This is a genomic window from Arthrobacter sp. N199823 (genome assembly GCF_002929705.1).
In the GTDB taxonomy this organism is placed as follows: Bacteria; Actinomycetota; Actinomycetes; order Actinomycetales; family Micrococcaceae; genus Specibacter.
In genome coordinates, this window is record NZ_PJIN01000003.1 from 226,226 (window position 1) to 247,175 (window position 20,950).

20 protein-coding genes are annotated in these 20,950 nt (G+C 59.8%); 6 read left to right on the forward strand and 14 right to left on the reverse strand.

The window, feature by feature from the left end; translation table 11 throughout:
• Window positions 1-36: 36 nt before the first annotated feature.
• Both CXQ93_RS08290 and CXQ93_RS08295 read left to right on the forward strand, forming a co-directional pair.
• Window positions 37-1,317 carry a CynX/NimT family MFS transporter gene (locus CXQ93_RS08290; protein ID WP_258068766.1) on the forward strand — a complete coding sequence of 427 codons (1,281 nt, stop codon included), beginning with the start codon at window positions 37-39 and terminating at the stop codon, window positions 1,315-1,317.
• 121 nt (window positions 1,318-1,438) lie between these two features.
• A complete protein-coding gene (locus tag CXQ93_RS08295) occupies window positions 1,439-2,431 on the forward strand; it encodes a D-glycerate dehydrogenase (protein ID WP_104109976.1) in 993 nt (330 codons plus the stop codon).
• A gap of 186 nt (window positions 2,432-2,617) precedes the next feature.
• Here CXQ93_RS08295 and CXQ93_RS08300 read toward each other — a convergent pair whose 3' ends face one another.
• A complete protein-coding gene (locus CXQ93_RS08300; protein ID WP_104109977.1) occupies window positions 2,618-4,054 on the reverse strand; it encodes a DUF5129 domain-containing protein in 1,437 nt (478 codons plus the stop codon).
• Between the two features lie 199 nt (window positions 4,055-4,253).
• Here CXQ93_RS08300 and CXQ93_RS08305 point away from each other — a divergent pair, with 199 nt between their 5' ends.
• Together CXQ93_RS08305 and CXQ93_RS08310 are read left to right on the forward strand one after the other, a co-directional pair.
• Window positions 4,254-5,513 carry an amidohydrolase gene (locus CXQ93_RS08305; RefSeq protein ID WP_104109978.1) on the forward strand — a complete coding sequence of 420 codons (1,260 nt, stop codon included), beginning with the start codon at window positions 4,254-4,256 and terminating at the stop codon, window positions 5,511-5,513.
• Window positions 5,514-5,968: 455 nt separating this feature from the next.
• Window positions 5,969-8,023 carry a PhoX family phosphatase gene (locus tag CXQ93_RS08310; protein WP_104109979.1) on the forward strand — a complete coding sequence of 685 codons (2,055 nt, stop codon included), beginning with the start codon at window positions 5,969-5,971 and terminating at the stop codon, window positions 8,021-8,023.
• 145 nt (window positions 8,024-8,168) lie between these two features.
• On the opposite strand, the gene CXQ93_RS21350 is transcribed toward CXQ93_RS08310, so the two are convergent.
• From CXQ93_RS21350 to CXQ93_RS08345, 7 genes are all read right to left on the reverse strand, one after another.
• A complete protein-coding gene (locus CXQ93_RS21350) occupies window positions 8,169-8,801 on the reverse strand; it encodes a VOC family protein (RefSeq protein WP_104109980.1) in 633 nt (210 codons plus the stop codon).
• The gene (locus tag CXQ93_RS08320; RefSeq protein ID WP_104109981.1) at window positions 8,743-9,198 is read right to left on the reverse strand and encodes a hypothetical protein; all 456 of its coding nucleotides are present in this window, start codon (window positions 9,196-9,198) and stop codon (window positions 8,743-8,745) included. The genes CXQ93_RS21350 and CXQ93_RS08320 overlap by 59 nt, the downstream gene beginning before the upstream one ends.
• A gap of 505 nt (window positions 9,199-9,703) precedes the next feature.
• Window positions 9,704-10,954: an ABC transporter ATP-binding protein gene (locus CXQ93_RS08325; protein ID WP_104109982.1), complete on the reverse strand. Its 1,251-nt coding sequence runs from the start codon at window positions 10,952-10,954 to the stop codon at window positions 9,704-9,706.
• 30 nt (window positions 10,955-10,984) lie between these two features.
• Entirely contained in the window at window positions 10,985-11,827 is an 843-nt protein-coding gene (locus tag CXQ93_RS08330; protein ID WP_104109983.1) for a carbohydrate ABC transporter permease, read from the reverse strand.
• The gene (locus CXQ93_RS08335; protein WP_104109984.1) at window positions 11,824-12,792 is read right to left on the reverse strand and encodes a carbohydrate ABC transporter permease; all 969 of its coding nucleotides are present in this window, start codon (window positions 12,790-12,792) and stop codon (window positions 11,824-11,826) included. Before CXQ93_RS08335 ends, CXQ93_RS08330 begins: the two co-directional genes overlap by 4 nt.
• The gene (locus CXQ93_RS08340) at window positions 12,789-14,111 is read right to left on the reverse strand and encodes an extracellular solute-binding protein (RefSeq protein WP_104110297.1); all 1,323 of its coding nucleotides are present in this window, start codon (window positions 14,109-14,111) and stop codon (window positions 12,789-12,791) included. Before CXQ93_RS08340 ends, CXQ93_RS08335 begins: the two co-directional genes overlap by 4 nt.
• Window positions 14,112-14,269: 158 nt before the next feature.
• The gene (locus tag CXQ93_RS08345; protein WP_104109985.1) at window positions 14,270-14,692 is read right to left on the reverse strand and encodes a PLD nuclease N-terminal domain-containing protein; all 423 of its coding nucleotides are present in this window, start codon (window positions 14,690-14,692) and stop codon (window positions 14,270-14,272) included.
• Window positions 14,693-14,775: 83 nt separating this feature from the next.
• Here CXQ93_RS08345 and CXQ93_RS08350 point away from each other — a divergent pair, with 83 nt between their 5' ends.
• Complete coding sequence (locus CXQ93_RS08350; protein ID WP_104109986.1) at window positions 14,776-15,096, forward strand: DUF4229 domain-containing protein; 321 nt, start codon at window positions 14,776-14,778, stop codon at window positions 15,094-15,096.
• 3 nt (window positions 15,097-15,099) lie between these two features.
• Here CXQ93_RS08350 and CXQ93_RS08355 read toward each other — a convergent pair whose 3' ends face one another.
• From CXQ93_RS08355 to CXQ93_RS08380, 6 genes are all read right to left on the reverse strand, one after another.
• Window positions 15,100-15,870, reverse strand: coding sequence for a hypothetical protein (locus CXQ93_RS08355; RefSeq protein ID WP_104109987.1), 771 nt, complete (start codon window positions 15,868-15,870; stop codon window positions 15,100-15,102).
• A gap of 38 nt (window positions 15,871-15,908) precedes the next feature.
• On the reverse strand, window positions 15,909-16,796 hold the full coding sequence (locus CXQ93_RS08360; RefSeq protein ID WP_104109988.1) for a 1,4-dihydroxy-2-naphthoate polyprenyltransferase: 888 nt from the start codon (window positions 16,794-16,796) through the stop codon (window positions 15,909-15,911).
• Window positions 16,797-16,910: 114 nt separating this feature from the next.
• Complete coding sequence (locus CXQ93_RS08365; protein ID WP_104109989.1) at window positions 16,911-18,053, reverse strand: AMP-binding protein; 1,143 nt, start codon at window positions 18,051-18,053, stop codon at window positions 16,911-16,913.
• Between the two features lie 20 nt (window positions 18,054-18,073).
• Window positions 18,074-19,027, reverse strand: a complete 954-nt coding sequence (locus CXQ93_RS08370) for a 1,4-dihydroxy-2-naphthoyl-CoA synthase (protein ID WP_104109990.1) — start codon at window positions 19,025-19,027, stop codon at window positions 18,074-18,076.
• Window positions 19,028-19,085: 58 nt separating this feature from the next.
• The gene (locus tag CXQ93_RS08375; RefSeq protein WP_104109991.1) at window positions 19,086-19,520 is read right to left on the reverse strand and encodes a VOC family protein; all 435 of its coding nucleotides are present in this window, start codon (window positions 19,518-19,520) and stop codon (window positions 19,086-19,088) included.
• Window positions 19,521-19,723: 203 nt separating this feature from the next.
• Complete coding sequence (locus tag CXQ93_RS08380; RefSeq protein WP_104109992.1) at window positions 19,724-20,158, reverse strand: DoxX family protein; 435 nt, start codon at window positions 20,156-20,158, stop codon at window positions 19,724-19,726.
• Window positions 20,159-20,341: 183 nt separating this feature from the next.
• Between CXQ93_RS08380 and CXQ93_RS08385 the strand changes: the two genes are divergently transcribed.
• Window positions 20,342-20,950: a GNAT family N-acetyltransferase gene (locus tag CXQ93_RS08385; RefSeq protein ID WP_104109993.1), complete on the forward strand. Its 609-nt coding sequence runs from the start codon at window positions 20,342-20,344 to the stop codon at window positions 20,948-20,950.

Genomic DNA, 20,950 nt, shown 5'->3' on the forward strand with positions numbered 1-20,950 from the left:
TCATGGGAGCTGGCAGTCATTGGCTACTGTTGAGCGGTGACCAATTTTCTTGTAAAACGACCCTGGACCGGCCGCATCGGCGCACTTTTGGGCATCATGGTCATGGCATTGAGCCTGCGTACTGCCGTTTCCGTGGTGCCCCCACTGTTGGGCGAGCTCAAGGGAGAACTCGGTTTCGACGCCGCATCCACGGGTTTGCTGGCCATGATGCCACCGCTGATGTTCGCCATCTTCGGCTTGCTGACACCGATCCTGATCCGCCGGTTCGGGCTCGAGAAGGCGCTGGTGGCCGCCGTCGTACTGGCAGTGCTGGGGCAGCTGGCACGTGCCGCAACAGATCAGGTCTGGCCTTTCCTGGGCTTCACGGCCGTGGTCATGGCCGGCTACGGCATTGGCAATGTGGTGCTGCCACCGCTGGTGAAGAAATATTTCCCGGACCGCGTGGGCGTGGTGACTGCCGGTTATGTGACGCTCTTGTCCGTGGGCACGGCCATCAGTCCGCAGCTGGCTGTGCCGGTGGCGGGTCTGAGCAATTGGCGCGTGTCCATTGGCATGTGGGCCTCGGTGAGCCTGGTGGTGCTGCTGCCATGGATCATCCAATTTATCCGGGACAGGAAGGAACGCGCGGTAACTCACGACGGCGCCTCCGGGCCGGCTGCCCACCTCACCCCGGCGGGGTCAGGCACCGGACACGCACCTCGGCTGCGGCCATGGCGCTCGCCGGTGGCTTGGGGGCTGGCCATCTTCCTGGCCGGCAACTCCGCCCAGACCTATGTGTACTTCACGTGGTTGCCCCCGTATCTCTCCGGTCAGGGGCTGGACGCCGCCACGGCAGGCACAGCGCTGGCCTACTTCGCCATCCTTGGTCTGCCCGTGAGCTTGCTGGTGCCGCTTTGGGTGCCGCGCATGAAGAACCCGATCGTGGCCATCAGCCTGTTCGCGCTGTGCTGGGCCACGGGACATCTTGGCCTGTACCTCTCCCCGTTGGACGGGACATGGCTGTGGGTGACGTTCTCCGGGTTGGGCCAGGGCACCTTCGCCACAGCCCTGCTCATGGTGAACTTGCGCTCGCGGACCACGCACGGCTCCTCGGTGTTGTCCGGTTTCAGCCAGGGCCTTGGCTACGCGGGCGCTGGCATTGCACCGCTGTTCTTTGGCACCATCCACGACGCCACCGGCTCATGGACCGCCTCCTTCGCCATGCTTGGCGTTTGCCTCGTGGTCATGATGACAGGTGCCGTCATGATCAATGCCAAGCGGTACATTGAAGATTCGGCGCCGGAACCAGTGGAGAGCGCCAAGACCCCGGTTGCCTAAGCTTTCCCAAGCAACGCTCCATCACGTATCGGGCCGGTTTACCCAACGCTTCCTCACATATGGTGATGTTTTGAGCAGCGCTCCCTCACTACCTACAGATGACCTCAAGGAGTAAGCAGCAATGACCTTCCGATTTTTAGTCACTGATTCCATCCCGGATTCGGGACTTCAGATGATGCGCGACGCCGGTGAGGTCACCGTATTGCCGACAGCCCCAAACCCGGCCGAACTGCGTGCTTTGTGTGCCAGCGGCGACTATGACGTGTTGCTGTCCCAGCTGGCTGACACTGTCGATGGGGAACTGCTGGCCACCGCCAAGTTACGGGGAATCTCCAACTATGCCGTGGGCTTCAACAACATTGACGTCGCAGTCGCCACCGCCAAAGGCATTCTGGTGAGCAACACCCCCGGCGTCCTCACTGACGCCACTGCCGACATTGCCCTGCTGCTCCTGCTGGGGACGGCCCGCCGAGTAGTGGAAGCTGATGCACTGGTCCGCTCCGGCGGATTCGAAGGGTGGAAACCCCAGCTGATGATCGGCAGTGACGTGGCGGGGCAGGTGCTGGGCCTGGCTGGATTTGGGCGCATCGCCCGGGCTACGGCACGCCGAGCGCTGGGCTTTGGCATGGACGTGGTGTTCTCGCCCCGCCCGCCGGCCGAGCGAATGGTTTCCGATGAAGAGCTGGGGGAATTCGCCGGAAAGGTCCGTCAACTGCCATGGCAGGACGTGGTGGCTCAGGCCGATTTCCTCTCCCTCCACGTCCCGCTGACCGAGGATACCCGGCACCTTGTGGACGCCTCCGTCTTGGCTGCCATGAAGCCGGGCGCGATCCTGATCAACACGGCCCGCGGCCCCGTGGTGGATGAGGCTGCACTAGTCACGGCGCTGCGCGAGGGCATCATTGCCGGCGCTGGCCTGGATGTTTTTGAGAACGAACCGGCACTGGCGCCTGGCCTGGCCGAGCTCCCCAATACGGTCCTGCTGCCTCATGTTGGCAGCGCAACGGGCCCTGTTCGGTCCAAAATGGCCGTGTTGGCAGCGGCCAATGCGATCGCCATGGCAAAGGGCCAACTCCCGCCGCACCCAGTCAACCCCGAGGCACTCCCCGCCTGACGCTGGCTCGGAAACCCGGATATGGCGATTTTTCGGCCAACGCTCGCTCAGATCCGGGAAATTTTGAGCAACGCTCCTGCCGTGTCGACCTCACCCAAGGCGCACCCAGGGCGCACCCAGGGTGAGGTAGGTGCTCTGGGCGGGATCCGGCGTCGAACTTAAGAGACTTAGCTGAGAGGCAGCTGATTAGAAGCTGGAAGAGCTTCCGGAGCCGGAGAAGCTGCCACCGCTGGAGCCGTAGCCCGAACTGGAGGAACCCGAGTCGCTGCGGGAAGCTTTCACCTCGTCACGGGCGCTGGAATAGCCTGTGGTGAAGGACGGCACCGAGTAGAAGGCGCTCCAGCCGTAAACCGATCCGAGGATGGTGGGCGAGCTGCTGCGGTAGGCGCTCTTGCGGCTCGTGTCCATGGCCCGACGCATCTGAGACTTCTCGGATTTGGTCTTGGCATACTTTTCAATCATGGCATCCGAGTGTTTTTGCAGCGCGGCCGTCAATTCTTTGCGCAGCTCCCGCAGACGGTCGAGGGCCTCTTCAGGTGTGAGCTGACCTTCTTGAAAAGAGGCCCCCAGCTGATCCAGCTCGGACTTCTTTTGCGCGTGGAGGGAATCCAGCGCAAGGGTGGTGGGCAATCCTTTGGCCTCGCTTTGGGTGACTAATGTTGGCAACTGGTTGAGGTCCTCAAGCAGCGGCTGCGACTGCCGATCCCAAGCGCCCTCCCACCCAGAAAAGCGGTTCAGGAGCGTGTTCGTGTCACCAATGACATCGTCCAAGCTGTCCAAGTCCTCGGCCAGATCCGCGTACTTGCCCACGATCTTCACATTAGCGCTCTGGGACAATTCCTTCTTGGTGAAGGAATGAACCTGTTGATTGAGCACGCTGGCCTCGTTGTAACGGCTGCTGAAATCGCGGTACTTTTCCAGCACTAAGGCACCGTAGCTGGAGGAATCCGGGATGGTCTTGGCATTCAGTTCCGTGGTGTCCAGAGCGAGGCTCACACTGGAAAATCCGGCGTCGCCGCGTTGGAGGTGCTCGGCCGCCTTGGTGCGATTTTTGCTGCGGACGGCAGCCCGGACGCCGAAGCCCAACAGGGCAATGCCGCCCACGACGCTGGTGGTGATGATGAACGCGGCTGATTGGTACCAGGGCTGGTTGATGAGCTTGGCGGCCTTCTTGACGCCGGTGATGGTGCCATCGGTCCACTGTGCATCGCGGAACAAGTCCTTCACAGATTCCTGGATGGCCTCTCGCTTTGCGGAAGACACCTTGCGGTCCTCACCCATGTATGTGCCTACGTGGCGCCCCTGCGGGTCGAAGGCAAAGATGAACAGCCCATCGGCCCACTTTTGCCCGTCGGCGCTGATCCATTCAGGATGGCTGGCCCGGGCATAGCGCAATACTTCTTCATTGAAGTTGTCACTCGCTTCACCGTTGCGGGTGTAAATGGCCACTGTGGTGGGGGAGCGGAAGTTGATCTTCTCGAGCGCTGGCAGCAATTGCGGCTGGTACAGCACCCCCGCGGTGTCCTCTATAACGATGTCTGTGGGGGTCTGTGCCAGGGCCGCCGGAGCCACGCCCAACAGAGCTAGAAGTATCAGAGCAAGAATCCCCAATAGCCTTTTCATAGCCTCAGCCCACCATTGCCGCGGTGCAAATGGCAAGTTTGGAAGCTAATCCGCAACTTGGGGCACCAGACTGACTTCCCCGGCGATCTTGCGGCCCGTCTTCTGGACACTGCCCCTTGCAAGGAATAACGTGGCAATCGCGGACCCGTTCTGCCGTTGAAGTGTTGCAGGACTCGCCGCCGAACAGTGAGGTAGATACATGTCAGAGGTCAAGGCCGTTCTCGCAACTTTGGATCAAGAGCTCGAATGGCAGCGTGAGTTTTACAAGCAGCTGCATCAGCACCCTGAACTGAGCTCCCAGGAGTTCGCAACGGCGCAATCCATCGAGGAAAAGCTCACGGGCTTCGGTTTTGCGGTTCAGCGGATCGGAGGCACCGGCGTTGTTGGGGTTTTGGAAAATGGGCCCGGGGCGTGCGTGCTGGCCAGGGCCGACATTGATGCCCTGCCCGTTACCGAGGCCACCGGTCTGGACTATGCCTCCACGGCCACCGTCGCGGACACCGACGGTTCAACAGTGGGCGTCATGCACGCCTGCGGCCACGATGTGCACGTCACCGCGCTTCTCGGCGCGGCGAAGCTGCTCGCGGACGGGCGCGACTCTTGGTCAGGGACCTACATTGCCCTGTTCCAGCCAGCCGAGGAGACCGCCGCCGGTGCCCGCGCCATGGTCGACGACGGATTGGTCACCAAGGTGCCCCGGCCCGACGTCGCCCTTTCCCAACATGTGATGGCCACCGAAGCTGGAACCATTGGCACCACGGCCGGCCCCATCCTCTCCGCCGGGGATTCGCTTAAGATCACCGTCCACGGGCGCGGCGCTCACGGGTCCATGCCGCACAATTCCGTGGATCCTGTGGTGCTGGCCGCTTCCATTGTGATGAAGCTGCAAACCATCGTCTCGCGGGAGACCATGCCCGGGCAGTTTGCCGTGGTCACGGTGGGAGCATCGAACGCCGGGACCAAGTCCAACATCATCGCCGACCGCGCCGTGCTCCTGCTGAACATCCGCAGCTATGATGTAGCGCTACGTGGCCGCGTCATTGCCTCGATTGAGCGGATCGTGCGCGGCGAATGCGCGGCCGCCGGTTCGCCCAAGGAACCGGAATTTGAGTACTACGACCAGTACCCGCTGACCACAAATGATGCCGAGACGAACGCGCGCGTCACAGCGGCCTTCACCGAGCACTTTGAGCCCGGGATGGTCTACCAGACTGCACCGGCGACGGCGTCGGAAGACTTCAGCAGGCTGCCTGACGCATTCGGCGTTCCCTACACATATTGGACTGTGGGATCGGTACCGCCTGATGTGTACCGTGCAGCGGTGGAAAAGGGTACCGTGGCCCAGGACATCCCGGCGAACCACTCACCGTTCTTCGCACCCGCGATTGACCCCACACTTAGCGTGGCCACGCAGACTCACGTTGTTGCAGCATTCGCCTACCTTGGTAAGGAGAGCTGAGCGTCAGGAGCTGGCCGCCAAGAGCTGACAGCCAGGATCTGGCGTGCGGCAACTGACCGCCGTAGTTTATGCGCCGGACTGAACAGCGGTTTGGCGCTGCGAGAGTGGCAGCGCCAAACCCAGCTCGAGTGTGGCGCATAACGTTTGGAAGTTGGGGGTGGTTTGGCGCTGCGCGTGCAGCAGCGCCAAACTCAGTCCGAGTGTGGCGCATAAGGTAAGGAAGCAGCGACTGCCCGGCGACGGAACGGCGGAAATACCCGAAGTGGTGCCGGCTTTACAGCGTCCCGAACTGCCGTGAAGAAGATTTCAGGCATCGCTGCGCTGGTTCCGCGCATCCGGTCGACTTGGGACTCATGGTTTGCACCTTATTAACCTGCCGTTCAACAGATTCCCGCCAACGTGTCGTTCTGACCTGCCACAGTGACTGCAATGCATCCACGTCTGGAAGGTTCGCCATGAACGATTTGAAGAAGCTTTTGCCAATGCTCGGCCACACCCGCGGCAAGCGCAGTGCCGTCACCTGCCAGCTCAAGTGTGACAACGCTTGTTCCAAGGCCGTGTGCAACACGTCCTCCAACAACTACTTCCGCGATATTGTCTCGACGGAGTTCTCCCGCCGTTCGGCTATGGGAATCGGCTTGGCCGGCGTGCTCAGCACCGCTGTGATGGCTCACGGCAACGGCAACGGCAATGGCAACAACGGAAACGGAAACGGCAACGGCCAGAAGGGCAAGCTCGCGTTCACGCCCATCAAGCCGGTCGACGCCGAGGTTGACGCCTTCAACGTTCCCGCCGGTTACGGCTGGCAGCCCATCATCCGCTGGGGCGATCCGATCTTCAACGAAGCACCGGACTTTGACTTTGCTAACCAGAGTGCAGAAGCGCAGGCTGGCCAGTTCGGTTACAACAACGATTACCTGGAGATCCTGCGCCAGCCCAACGGCAAGCGGGGTCTACTGGTCTGCAACCACGAGTACGTGAACGCGCAGATCATGTTCCCCGCTGCTCCGGCTAATGAGGCCGAAAAGGCGCAGCGCCGAAACATCTTCCGCAACGCCGTGGGTATGAGCGTGGTTGAGTTGGAGCGCGATAAGAAGGGCCAGCCGTGGGAGTACATCCGCGGTGGCAAGCTGAACCGCCGCATCACCCTGGACACCAAGTTTGAGCTGACGGGTCCGGTAGCTGGCACTGACTTCGTGAAGACTGCAGCGGATCCGGAAGGCCGTTTTGTCCTTGGCACCTTGGGTAACTGTGCCGGTGGAACTACTCCCTGGGGCACCATCCTCTCCGGTGAGGAGAACTTTAACGGCTTCTTCCGCACCGAAGGAACCAGTGTTGAGGACCGCCGATACGGTCTGGGTAACAACGTCACCGGGATGGGCTGGGAGAACGAGGACCCCCGTTTCGATGCCCGCGGCGAGGCGTACCGCAACGAGCCAAACCGCTTTGGCTACATCGTGGAGATCGATCCGGAAAACCCGAACTCCGTTCCGAAAAAGCACACCAGCATGGGCCGCTTCAAGCATGAAGGCGCCAACGTCATCATCGCTGACAACGGCAAGGTGGTGGCTTACTCCGGCGATGACGAGCGCTTTGATTACCTGTACAAGTTCGTCTCCAAGAACAAGTACAAGAAGAACAACAAGGCTCACAACATGACTTTGTTGAGCGAGGGCGATCTCTACGCTGCTCAGTTCACCGGCGATTCTGCCGTGGAGATTGACGGTTCCGGCTCGGTTCCCGCGGATGGCGCCTTTGATGGCTCCGGCAAGTGGCTGCCCTTGGTTGTCAACGGCAAGAGTGCCATCGCCGGCATGAGCGTTCAGGAAGTTCTGGTCTACACCCGCCTCGCCGCGGACAAGGCTGGAGCCACCAAGATGGACCGTTGCGAAGACGTGGAGCCGAACTTGAAGACGGGCAAGGTCTATGTGGCCTGCACCAACAACACCAACCGTGGCGTGGGCGCAAATGCGGTTGCTGACGAGGCAAACCCGCGCACCAAGAACCGTGACGGTCACATTGTGGAGATCACCGAGCGCCGCAATGACTCCACCGCCACCACGTTCAACTGGAACCTGCTGATGCTCTGTGGTGACCCCGCTCAGAACTCGACAACGTACTTCAGCGGCTTCCCCACAGACAAGGTCAGCCCCATTTCCTGCCCGGACAACCTGGCGTTTGATACCCAGGGCAACCTGTGGATCTCAACGGATGGCGCGCCGTCGGTCATTGGCTACAACGATGGCCTGTTCAAGGTGGGCTTGGAAGGGCGCAACCGCGGCAATGTGCAGCAGTTCGCTTCCATGCCGCGCGATGCCGAGACCTGTGGGCCCATCGTTCACGACGACGAGTCCATGGTTTACGTGTCCGTGCAGCACCCGGGCGAGGACGGGACGTACGGGGCGCACACCTCCTACTTCCCCGACTACGTTGCCGAGGGTGCCACCCCGAAGCGCGGAGACGTGCGTGCACCCCGCCCCTCTGTTATCCAGATGTACCCGGTGGGCTGATCCCGCTTTTTCAAGCACGACGCCGGGCCCGCGCCTTCCAGCGCGGGCCCGGCTTTCTTATCTGGCCTCACCCTGAGTCTGCGTGGGTGGGAAGTTGCCCCAGCATCGACTCAAGCAAGACGAGGTGAGCTCCAAGACTCGTTGTCTACAGTCCGTTGATTGACCCCGCGAGGCTCCGGGGCCTGTCGACGAACTCTATGACGGTTCCATCCGGATCCGTCACAGAGCCGATGCTGCCGACCCCGCCTGCTGCGGGTTTTGCCGAACCGTCGGTGGTGGCTCCGATGGAGACCAAGTTGGCAAGAGTTGCCTCGTCAACGGCAAAGGCGATGTGGTGCAATCGTGCCCCGCCGTGCAGGGTGGGGATGGGGGTTTGTTTTGCAACGTTCATCCCCAGATTGCGGGTGTAGAACTCAAACGTACGATCGTGATCTGACGCTTGAAGTGAAAAGTGATCTATGGCTTGTATGTGCGGGTGGGGCACCGTGCCCTTACGGAGCGGAAGGTCCCGTTGGAGCAACTCAATCGAGACGCCGTCCGGGTCGCGCACAACGGCCTGGCATCCGGCACCGGATGCTGCCATCCGAGGTTCCACTACCGCTTCAGCACCACGCTCCACGATCCGCGCGAAGTCATCGTCCAGATTGTCACTGTAAAAACAAAGATGGTGCGGCTTTCCTGCATCCTTGGATTGCGCGACGGCGGGATCTTGAGTCCCCTTAAAGCTGAAGAGTGACGCCTTCGGCCGTGCAAGCGCTGGCGTTAGCGAAGACAGCATCGCGAACGGCGTCCTTTGATGCCTGTTCTATCTGACCTCCGTCTGATGCGGCTGATGCGCGGTCAAGTGCGATGATGCTCAAAGAGGCGAAGAGCCCGACGAGATTCCCTGAGACTGTGCCTTGGGCGTCTTGCGCCTTCATGTAGATGTCTTCGTAGCCGTTTTCGTTGTCGACGGAAACGGCCGCGAACTCGGCGTAGAGGGAGTTAAACGTCTCGCAGGCGTCCTTGACTGTCTTTGCCCCAGTGGCTGCGGCAGAGTCCACCGGCGATTCCGCCGAAGCTGTAGGAGTGGCTGTCTTTGGAGCTGATGAGGTTTCCATCGCTGTGGGGCTCGAGGCGCATCCAGTCAGTCCAAGCAATCCGGCAATCGCTACCGCCGCAAAAGTTCTCTTCACAATGCTGCTCCTGTGATGTCTGTTTGTCGATGAGAGGCCGTAAAACAGCCTAACTGGACGTAACTAATGAACCACAACTCACTATGGTTCATGACAGCAATGACCGCAGCCTGGCTACCGGGAACCGCACCCTTTCAAACTTCTGCAACGAGGTGAGTTTCAGCGCCACCTGCAGTTGAGGTGGTGCGGCCTTTCCTCCCGACGCATTAGTTTCAGTCGAGAGGAAAGAGTTTGATGCGCCAGTGTGCCAGTAACAGCGTTGCCCAATGCTGGTTGGTCCCACGTTTCGTCGATGGCAGCCAAGCCGGAGAGCAACACCGCGGCCATCCACAAGAAAGCCGGGAACTACTTCCTAGACGTCAAGGCCGCCAACCTTGATTCCTGGACCGTTAAGATCGACGAGAAGAAGTAGCGCCTCCGGGAACCACGACCAAACCCGGCACGGCATTAACGCCGTGCCGGGGTTAGTCGCGAAGTGCGCAAGTATCGCTGAGTCCCGAATATTTCAGCCTGCTGCGACTTGTCGAGCAGACTCAATTTCCTCAGCCCGCTCGGCATTGGCTTCTGCCGTCAAGCGGGCACCCTCCTCTGCATCCAGGGTCAGATTTTCCCCAGTCTTTGGATCAAAGAGATGCAAGCGGCGTGTGTCCAGCCAGAGCTCGGCCGGACGTCCACCGCGGATCTTGCTGGCGGCATCCAATGTCACCACAACTTGCGGTCGCAGCTCATCGGCGTCCATATCCCGTGCCAGGCTGTTGAGCATTTCGCGGACTTCCGGGGCCGGATCGAAATTGATGTAGCCGTACTGTTCATTGCCCAACCACTCAGTGTGAGTCAGTTCAGCGGTGAAGGTGGAACCGTGATGAAGCTTGTGCTCCTCTACCAAAGAAGCGTCCTCAAAGAACTCGGGACGCACCCCCACCAGTATCACCGGACGGTCTCTGGCCTTGTCTGCTTTCTCTGGGGAGATTTCAATGTCTCCGATGGCTGTGCTCAAGATGTTCCCCTCGAGGCTGGCCGGCAGGAAGTTCATCGAGGGTGATCCAATGAATCCTGCCACGAACAAGTTCACCGGCTGCTCGTAGAGCTCACGTGGTGAAGCGATCTGCTGCAATTCACCCTTCTTGAGCACGGCGACTCTGTCACCTAGCGTCATCGCCTCGGTTTGGTCGTGCGTGACGTAGACAGATGTAGTGGCTAGCCGGCGCTGCATCTGAGAAATTTCCGAACGCATCTGACCGCGCAATTTTGCGTCCAGGTTTGATAGCGGCTCATCAAAGAGAAACGCATCCGCCTGACGAACGATGGCCCGGCCCATGGCCACCCGCTGGCGCTGCCCACCGGATAAGTTGGCCGGTTTACGTTGGAGATGGTCTGTGAGTTCCAGCATGGCCGCGGCTTCTGTGACCAGCCGCTGGACATCCTCTTCCTGGTGTTTGCCCTTAGCTAAGCGCAAAGGGAAAGCAATATTCTCAAACACCGTGAGGTGTGGGTACAACGCATAGTTCTGAAAGACCATGGCAAGATTTCGATCTCGGGGAGCCTTGTCATTGGCACGTTGCCCGCCGATCATCAATTCCCCGGAGGTAATGTCTTCCAAGCCCACGATCATGCGCAAGATGGTGGATTTACCGCAACCCGAGGGGCCTACCAAGATGACGAATTCACCATCTGCGATGTCAATGCTGACATCATTAACTGCCGGAAAGCCGTCCCCGTACTTCTTGACGATGTTCTTGAGGGTGATAGCAGCCATGCTCGCGATCCTATTCTGTGAGTAAAGGTTTCAGCCCTTGACGGCGCCCTGGGTCAAGCCCGAGACAATTTGGCGTTGGAACAGCAAGACCAACAGGACCACGGGAATCGTCACGATGATGGCCGCAGCCGAGATGGCGCCCGTTGGCGCTTCAAACTGGGATGCGCCTGTGAAGAAAGCCAGAGCCGCCGGCACCGTTCGTGCGCTTTCAGTGGATGTGAGAGAAATGCCGTACACAAAGTCATTCCAGGCGATGAAGAACGCAATGATCGCCGTGGTGAAGACCCCGGGTGCAGCCAGAGGAACGATCGCCTTGCGGAAGGCCTGCCACGTAGTGGCCCCATCAACTTGAGCCGCCTGTTCAAGTTCCCACGGAATCTGGCGGAAAAATGCTGCCAGCGTCCAAATGGAGATTGGCAGCGTCAGTGACAGATACGGAATGATCAATCCGAGCCACGTGTCATAGAGGCCAATGTTGCGCCACAGGTTGAACAGCGGCGTGACGATCGAGATGACAGGGAAGATCGAGACAGCCAGAGCTGTTGTCAGCACAATTTTCTTGCCAGGAAAATCTAGCCTGGCAATGGCGTAGGCGCACAAGGTGGCTAGCACCACGGCGATCACGGTGGCGATCAGTGCGATCCCGATGGAGTTGCGTAATGCCGACAGGAACAGTCCCTGGGCGTCTCCGACCAATATCTGCTGGTAGTTCTCCAACGTGCTAGCGCCGGAGCTGGGCAGGAATTTTCCTGAGGTGAGGTCGCTGGGTGCCTTGAAAGATGTCGAAAGAATGGATGCCACGGGAAAAAGTGCGTAAATCAGCACCAATACTGCGATCCCCGACCAAATGATCTTTTGCTTTCCGCTGGTCATGACTTGCCTCCCTGCGTTCCGGCGAGATCCACCTTGAAAAGTTTGATGGCAACAAAACAAATGATCAACACGCACACAAACAAGAGCACTGAAATAGCTGACCCGAGCCCAATTTCCAGCCGCGAAATGGACGTCCTGTAAGCCAGCAGTGACAGCACCTCGGTGCCGTGGGCCCCGTTGGTCATAATGAAGACATTGTCAAAGATTCTGAAGGCGTCCAGGGTGCGGAACAGGACGGCAACCATAATGGCCGCCTTCATGTTGGGCACAATGACCTTCCGAAAGCGTTCCCACCACGTAGCGCCATCCACCTGAGCTGCCTCGGTGAGTTCGCCGGGCACCTGCGCCAAGCCAGCCAGCAGCAGCAGAGAAATGAAGGGAGTGGTTTTCCAGATCTCCGATGCCATGATGACAAAGAGCGAAGGCCAGAATTCGGCGAACCAGTTCAGATCTGGGTTAATTCCGGGTATCCAGCTGAACCAATGGTTGACGTAGCCGGAGTTGATGTCGAAGGCATAGAACCAGGCGTAGGCGGACACCACTGTAATGATTCCGTAGGGAACCAAAATAGCTGTACGCAACAGACCCCGCAGGGATTTGATGGCCTTATCCATCACAAGAGCCAGTGCAAAGCCCAGAATCAGCTCAATCACGACAGTGACAATGGTGATGATCACCGTAACGCCCAGGTCCCGCCACCAGACAGGATCGGAGAGAACGGTAACGTAGTTGGCGAACCAAATGAACGCCTTGTCATCAGGGGCCGTCAGCCGTAGGGAAAACAGCGAGTCCCAAAAGGCTTGCAGGATCGGATACAGGGTTACGGCCAGCATCACAATAAAGGCAGGCCCGGCCAGATACCAGCCCAGTCTGCGCTCAGACTTGGCGCGGTCGCTCAGATGTGGGCGGCGGCGCTGGGATCGAGTTGCTGGTGTGCCCTTGGACGCTTTGATTGAGGTGCTCACAGCAGCCTGTCCCCCCTAAGTACAGCAAGGATGAATTCTTGGGAATTCTGTGGAGTTGTTGCAGGATCAACCGCTGACGGTGGAGTCCAACGCTGCTGCAATCCCGTGGAGATTTCGTTGTAGAACGGCGTCTGTGGCCGGGGCGCTGCGAGCTTGAGTGATTCTCGGATCGTCGCTGCCATGGGGAATTGCTTCTCCACCCGCGGATCGTCATAGGCCGTGGAGTTTGACGGCGGATTGCCGTTGGTCACAAAGTAAGTGGCCTGGTTTTCCGGAGAGGTGATGCACTCGATGGCCTTGTAAGCCAGATCCTTGTGCTGACTCTTGGAGCCCACTCCCAAATTGATCCCGCCCAGAGGAGGGGCAGTATCGGTTTCCGTATCAACGCGGGGGTAAAGCGTCCAGCCAATGTCATCGAGGACATCCTGGTCAACACTTCCTGCTTTCACAGCCGCATTCGTTGCCGGCCAGACAAATGGATAATTGACCATGAAGGAACCCTTGTCCCCTTGGAAAAGAATCATGGAGTCATTTTCCGTTGAGGTGGGCAGTCCCGGTCCGCCAAGATTCTTCTTGCCGATATTGCCAATAATTGCCGCAGCCTTCTCGCCTTCTGGAGTGGTCAGGCCGAGCTTGATGTCATCAGCCCGGGCTCCCGGGTTAAGCAGGATATGCCCGCCGGCGGACTCAATGAGGGCGTTGATCCATACGGTCATGGACTCGGCTTGGGCACCTTGGACGCCGAGGTATTTGCCTTGCTTCTGGGTGGCGTCCATCAGTTGGTCCCACGTCACCGGTTTTGTCATATCCAAGCCAGCGGCTTTGGCTACGGATTTCCGGTACCAGAGGATTTGAGTGTTAGCCCAAAAGGGAACCGTCACCAGCTGGTCTTTCCAGGTTGCCCCTGCCAGGGCACCGTCCAGAATGTTCTTACTGGTCCGCTCTGCCACGTCGGCGGGAACCGGAGCTAGAAAGCCAGGCTCGGCAAGTTCGGGAATGAAGGGTGGATCGATGCTCATGATGTCCAGCGAAGAATCGCCGGCAGCAAGCCGACGGGCCAACTGCTCACGTTGTGCGGCCGCATCCTTGGGCAGGAGAGAAGTTTCGATCCGGTAGGCGCCCTTTGCTGCCGTGGTGCAGACCTGAGCCAAATCGGCTTGGCCTCCATCGTCAGGATTGATGTACCAGGTCAGGGTTGGGACACTGTCTGAGGCGGCACAGCCAGGCAAAATCGTTAGGCCCATCCCCAGCGCCACGATGGCAGCCCAGTGTCTGAGCCGTTTCCTTTTCCCGCTTCCACGGATGGTGATGGCACTCATTTGTGGCATATTACGTTCCCTCCCAACGTAGCCATCGGCTGGACTTCCGTAACGGAATAGCAGCCGACTGTGATTTCCACCATAGCCGCGGGGAGGGTACTTGGCCATGGGAGGGCGTGGATTTTAGCCCTTTGGTTGGTGCCCTGGGATCCTAGAGACTACTTCTTTGTCTCGTCGTTTGGGTGCTCTTCGCGGAGTTTGGCCTCGCGGGCCTCCAGCTCGGCCTTGAGCTTGCGGAGCCTTTCGGCTTCCAGCTTTTGGGCCCTGTTAACCGCCAGGTTGCGCAGGAACTCGGGGTCGTCGTCGGGTGCGGTGGAACGCTGTTGACCCCCAGAAGCAGGTCCGCGCTGACCGGCAGTGGTAGAGCGGAATGAGGATGCTGTGCCCGGCTGATTGCGGGCATACTGGGGCCGGCCAAAGAGGAACCACAGACCCACGCCAATGACGTTCAGGAAGATGATCACCAAGATCCACGCGGGCTTGGGAATGCTGCGTACGTCATTGGCTTCGCTGCGAATGCAGTCAATGAGTCCGTACACAAACAGGACAACACCTAAGGTCACTGGAATGATATAGCGCATACTTCATTCTACCGTTGACAGAAAAATCAGCACCTGCTTAGGGCATTGGGGAGACACCCAGCTTCAACCGCTAAACTTGCTCCGTGGCTTTCTTCAAATACTCCCTGATCCGCGGCGTGCTCTTTATGGCGTTCTTCCTCGTCGCCTACCTCGGGGTGAAACTTCAGCCCTTCTCCGCAGCCGTGATTGCTGCCCTGTGTGCCTTTGTGGTCAGCTTCATTTTCCTGCGCAAGCAGCGTGACGGAGCCACCTCGGTTGTGGCCGATCGCTTCGCCCCGAACGCCAACACCACCCAGTCGGCCTCGGCTTTGGCCGACGCCGAGGCTGAGGACGCTCTCATCGACGAGAACCCCGATGTCTGGATTGACGCCGACCGCAAGCCCTCCGCGGACAAGAGCGAATAAGTCCTACAGCCCAGGGATGGAAATCGTTTCATCCTCGGCGGGTGCGGTCTGAAGAGCCACTGAGTTCCATTCACTGAAAATCATGGTCCCCGTGTCCTGGCTCGCGGAACCCTGCGGCTGCATCTGAAGCAGGAAGGGATCGCCCTCGGCTGCGATCCACACGATTGCCTCTTGAGAGGTGTACCTGAAAGCCTTGGTGCCCTTGAGGTCCACGATGGACTGGTCGGTAATCGTGCCAAAATCGGCTTCCGCCAGCCCTTTGTCACTGAAGGAATTCAGCAGTGTGGGAATACTGATATTGCCGAACTGGCTGGCGTCAGTAATCACAATCCATTTGTCGCCGACCAGCGCTGCGACTGAGCCCGCAGTTTCCTGCCCCACGTTCTGTGCGAGGAACTCTCTATCCGCCTTCAGGTAGTTGCCCCCGTCGGCGGCAAGCATGGTACTTTTTGCGCCGTTATTGGTAACTTCGGCCAGTGAGTTGGACCCGTCGCGGGTGCCGGAAACTTTGATTTTCACGGTGTCGCCGTCGCGCGAAATGTCGCCGGCGATGGAGACGGATGTGGCACTCTTGACCGTTTCGGTGACCTTGGGGAAGATTTCCTTGGCGTCGGGAACGGTACGGGCTGCGGATGTCGGGGCAGTCTGTGCGGTTGCAGATCCCGCGGCGTGCGTGGGCGAGGGCGACTGAGCAGCCCCGCCGCATCCGGCCATCGCCAGTAACAGCCCGGCGGTCATGGGCAGGAGGATGACCTTGTTTCTGAAGGCGTTCATGAACGTGTCCTTTGTGTGGAGTGTCAGAGTGCGCTGAGCTACTGCCCCAGCAGCCCGGTCAGCACCATGGCCACGGCAAACAGCACGCTGAAGCCCAAGTTGATCAGCCCTGTCTGCTGCAGCACTGGGATCAAGGACTTGCGCTGTTTCCCTTGAAGCATGAGCCAGCTGGGCATCAGCATGAACGGCACCAGCAACAGCACCAATAAGATCCACGGCTTGGCCGGCACCAGGAACATCATGAGCGCCAGCGACAATGCCAGCATCACCACATAGCTGAGCCGCGCATTCTTGTCCCCGAGCCGCACAGCGAGAGTTCGCTTGCCTACTTCGGTATCCGTGGGGATGTCGCGGACATTGTTAGCCATCAAAAGTGCGACGGCGATCAGTCCCGTTGCGATGGACCCCAACACTGCCGCTAGGCTCACCTGCCCGGCTTGGGTAAAGGTGGTGCCCAACGTAGCCACGGGGCCGAAGAACACAAACACGAAAACATCGCCGAGGCCCATGTATCCATAGGGATTCTTCCCGCCGGTGTACCCCCACGCGGCCAGAACCGCGCCGGCTCCCACCAGCAGCAGCCACCACGCGCTGGAGGCGAGGACCAGGCCCAAGCCCGCCAGCATTGCCAGCCCGAACATGGTGAAGGCCGCCATCTTCACGTGCGACGGCTTGGCCACCCCGCTACCTACCAGACGCAGCGGACCAACCCTGACCTCGTCGGTGCCGCGGATGCCATCGGAGTAGTCGTTGGCGTAGTTCACACCAATCTGGAGGAGCAAGGCGACCAACATCGCCAAAATTGCGCGCCCCCAGTGCAGCGCACCAAGATCGTAGGCTGCGGCCGTACCGATAATGACCGGAGCCACTGCCATGGGGAGGGTCCTCAGACGGGCTCCGGCAATCCATTGACCCACAGTGGCCACAGCGGTACTCCTTATGTGCAGTTGAATGAAATATTCGGTAGTGCATAAAACAAGATAAAAAATATGTGAGCCCGAGCATCGGGCCCACAAGGTTAATTGTGCCGCTTGTCGGGGCTAGGCAACATTTGCAGCTTGCGTCAATGCCGTCAAAATTGCCGATCTATCGGGCTTTCCATTGGGTAGCAGCGGCAGCTCGGAGACGAACACCACAGTCTTAGGGACCAGATGCGGCTCCAGCAACGCCCCAGCCGCGGCCAGCAACTCGGCCTCGGTGCATGAAGCCACTACCATCGCGGCCACCTGCTGCCCCCACTCCTCGGATGGAACGGGAAGCACAATTGCTTCGCGGACACCCTGCACCCGGTGCAAACCATCCGTCACGGCTCCGGGCGAAACCTTCAACCCGCCGGTGATGATGACGTCATCAGCTCGGCCCAGCACGCGCAGCCGTCCCTCACCATCCAGATCCCCCAAGTCGCCGCTTTCATACCAACGCACCATCTCGCCGTCGTCCATTTCCTCAGTGAAGGAGGCGGAGGTGAGAGCGGCATCGCCCAGATACCCGGTGGCCACCATGTCACCGCCGAGCCAGACCCGGCCGTCTCGGATGGCCAGGCGCACGCCCTCGAGCGGGACGCCGTCGTACACGCAACCGCCGCAGGTTTCGCTCATGCCATAGGTGGTGATTACGTTCAGCCCGGCACCGCGCGCGGCCTCGAGCAACACGGGGTTCAGGGGGCCGCCGCCGAGCAGAATCGCGTTGAAACGGCGCAAAACGGTCAGCGTTTCGGCGCTCGGGTTGGTCAGCAGGCGGCTGAGCTGCGTGGGGACCAGAGAGGTGAAACGCATCTTGTCGGTCAGCTCAAGGGCGGCCTCGGTGAACGCTTCGGGGGTGAACCCGCCGCTCAGATCCATGGCCCACGGGCGGGTTCCGGCGAACAGGCTGCGCACCAGAACCTGCAGACCGGCCACGTAATTCATGGGTAGCGCGAGTAGCCACTGACCCTCGCCGGACAGCGCCATGGCCGTGCCCACCGACGACGCTGCCAGCGACTCAACACTGAGCATGGTCCGCTTGGGTGTGCCTGTGCTCCCCGAGGTAAGCACGACGGCGGCAATCTCGGTTTCGCTTCCTTCGGCAAGTCCCAGCTCGCTTTGGGGGATGAGCGTGAAGCTGCCGTCAGGGGCGATCTGGACTGCGGGGCCTTCGCCGGAGAGTGCTTCGGAGAGTGCCTTGAGAAGGGGTTCAATAGTCATGAGTACCTATATATAGGGGATTAGAAGTAGTAAGGGAAGGAAGACCAGTCGGGGTCGCGTTTTTCCAGGAACGCTTCCTTGCCCTCCACGGCCTCATCCGTCATGTAGGCCATGCGGGTGGCTTCGCCGGCGAAGACCTGCTGACCCGCCAGGCCGTCGTCGGCCATGTTGAACGCGAATTTGAGCATGCGGATGGCCTGCGGGGATTGGCGGGCAATGTCTGCCGCGTACTCCAGTGCCACGTTTTCCAGATCCTGATGAGCGACTGCCTCATTGACGGCGCCCATGGCGACCATGTCATCGGCAGAGTATTCGCGGGCCAGGAAGAAGATTGCGCGGGCGTTCTTCTGCCCGATCTGGCGGGCCAGCAGCGCCGAGCCGTATCCGGCGTCGAAGCTTCCCACAGTGGCGTCAGTCTGCTTGAACTTGCCGTGTTCGCGGGAGGCGATGGTCAGATCCGAGACCACGTGGAGGGAGTGTCCGCCGCCTGCTGCCCAGCCGTTGACCACGGCGATGACAACTTTGGGCATGGTGCGCATGAGGCGCTGGACTTCCAGAATGTGGAGGCGCCCAGCGCGAGCCGGATCAATGGTTTCCTTGGTTTCGCCCTCTGCGTACCGGTAGCCGTCGCGGCCGCGAATGCGCTGATCGCCGCCAGAGCAGAAGGAATGGCCGCCGTCCTTGGGGGAGGGGCCGTTGCCTGTCAACAGAACAGTTGCGACATCCGGGGTCATGCGGGCGTGGTCCATGGCGCGGTACAACTCATCAACCGTGCCCGGGCGGAAGGCGTTGCGGACCTCGGGGCGGTTGAAGGCGATGCGGACGGTGGGGAGGTCCTTGATGATCTCACCGTTTTCGCCACGTTCCACTTGGCGGTGGTAGGTCATGTCAGTGAAGTCGAAGCCCTCAACCACGCGCCAGCGGGTGGGATCGAAGATGTCAGATACCTGGGGAGGAAGATTCGTTGCGTTCACGCTAACGATCTTAGCTGGCAGGGTGAGCTGGGGCGCAGTAGACGTCGTGCTGTTGTCACTAACTGATGCAGAATTCGTTGCCTTCGGGGTCTGCCATGGTGAACCACGAATGCGGGCCTTGGCTGGCTTCCCAGAGGAAGGTGGCACCGCGTGCTTCCAGATTTGTGCGAACAGTCATTTTGTCATCATCGCCGAGCCGGACGTCCCAATGGATGCGGTTCTTGCCTAGCTTTTCCTGATCGCTGCGCTGGAACAAGATGCGGGGCGCTCCGGCACTCATGTCCTCGTTTGGGTTGATCGCTTGGCCATCAACCCAAACGAGGACGCCATTGTGGAGCTTGGTTTGTTCCTGGGTGGCGAAACCCTTGGCGACCATGGACCGGATGAAATCCTCATCTGAGGGTTCCACCTGCCAGCCCATGGTTTCTGCCCACCAATCGGCAAGAACGTGCGGATTGGTGCAATCAACCACTATTTGTAATGAGTAGGCCATGGGGAAAGTCTGCCGGTGCCGGCGCTGGGTGTCCAGAACGTGGTTTATACGCAGGCCACGGGTGCTGGGTCTGCGTATAGCCAAAGTGGACTTTATTTATACGCACGCCACGCCCGGTGGAGCTGCGGCACAATGATTCTGCCGCAGCTCCAAGGGTCCCGGCTGCTTATAAATAAAGTCGCGGCTGCGTATTCGCGGGGAGGTTATGCCAGTACGCGCAACTTGGACGTGGAACGTCCAAACAGGGCGTGGTCCAGCGACAGCTTGCCGGGGCCAACCAAGGCAATAGCCAGAGCCGATGCGCCCAAGAGCAGCACCAGCTCGTAGCCGCCACCTTCTACGAATACGCCCGCGGACGCGTGGACCAGAATAATGGCGCCGAGCATGTTCAGCGTCAGCAATGCTGCGAACGGGCGCGTTGCCAGACCCAGGATCAGGGCGATGCCACCCACCAGTTCCAGTGTTGCAATAATCGGTGCGATCACATCAGCGGCAGGGACGCCCATCTGGGCAAATGCGCCCTGGGTTCCGACGATGGTGAATTCGTTGTACTTCTGCCAGCCGTGGGCTGCGAAGAGGAAGCCAACCACAATCCGAAGGATGGTTCGGGCGGCTGTATTCAGGGCAAGGTTGTTCATAGGATTCTCAACGTTTCTTTGGGGTCATGGGGCAGGCCTTCTGGATGAAGCGCCGAGCATCAAATAATTGAAGCTTCAATAAAATCATGTCATGCAATAAGTTGATATGTCAACCAAGGGTGTTGGGTAGTCCCATCGGTGGTCAGGCGAAGCTTTCGTGCTGGTATCCGCTAGTGTTTTTTCATGAGCCCGATTGAACCCGTCACCCTCCGGGGTAAATATGTCACTCTCGAGCCACTGAGCCCGGACCATCACGATGACTTGGTTGCTGCGGCGTCCGACGGCGAGCTGTGGAACCTTTGGTACACCACAGTGCCGCGTCCTGAGAGCATGCGCGCCAATATTGAGACGCGCCTGGCCGCCCACCAGGCCGGAACTGAGCTGTCCTTCACGGCGCGGCAGAATGATCCCGCAACGGGGGAGCCGGGCAAGGTGATTGGACTGACCAGTTATTACGCCATTGACCTCAATGTTCCCCGGCTCGCAATAGGTGCCACATGGAATGCGCTCAGTGCCCAGGGCACGGGAACCAATCCGGACAGCAAAAAACTCCTACTGCAGTACGCGTTTGAGACGCTTGGCTGCGAGGTGGTTGAATTTCACACGCATTGGATGAATACGCAATCGCGGGAGGCTATTGCCCGCCTCGGCGCCAAACAGGACGGCATCTTGCGGGCCCATCGCCGCCTGGCTGACGGTTCACTGCGAGACACTGTTGTCTTTTCCATCCTGGCCGCCGAGTGGCCGCAAGTCCGGAACGGGCTTGACTTCCGCCTCGCCAAACAACGCTGA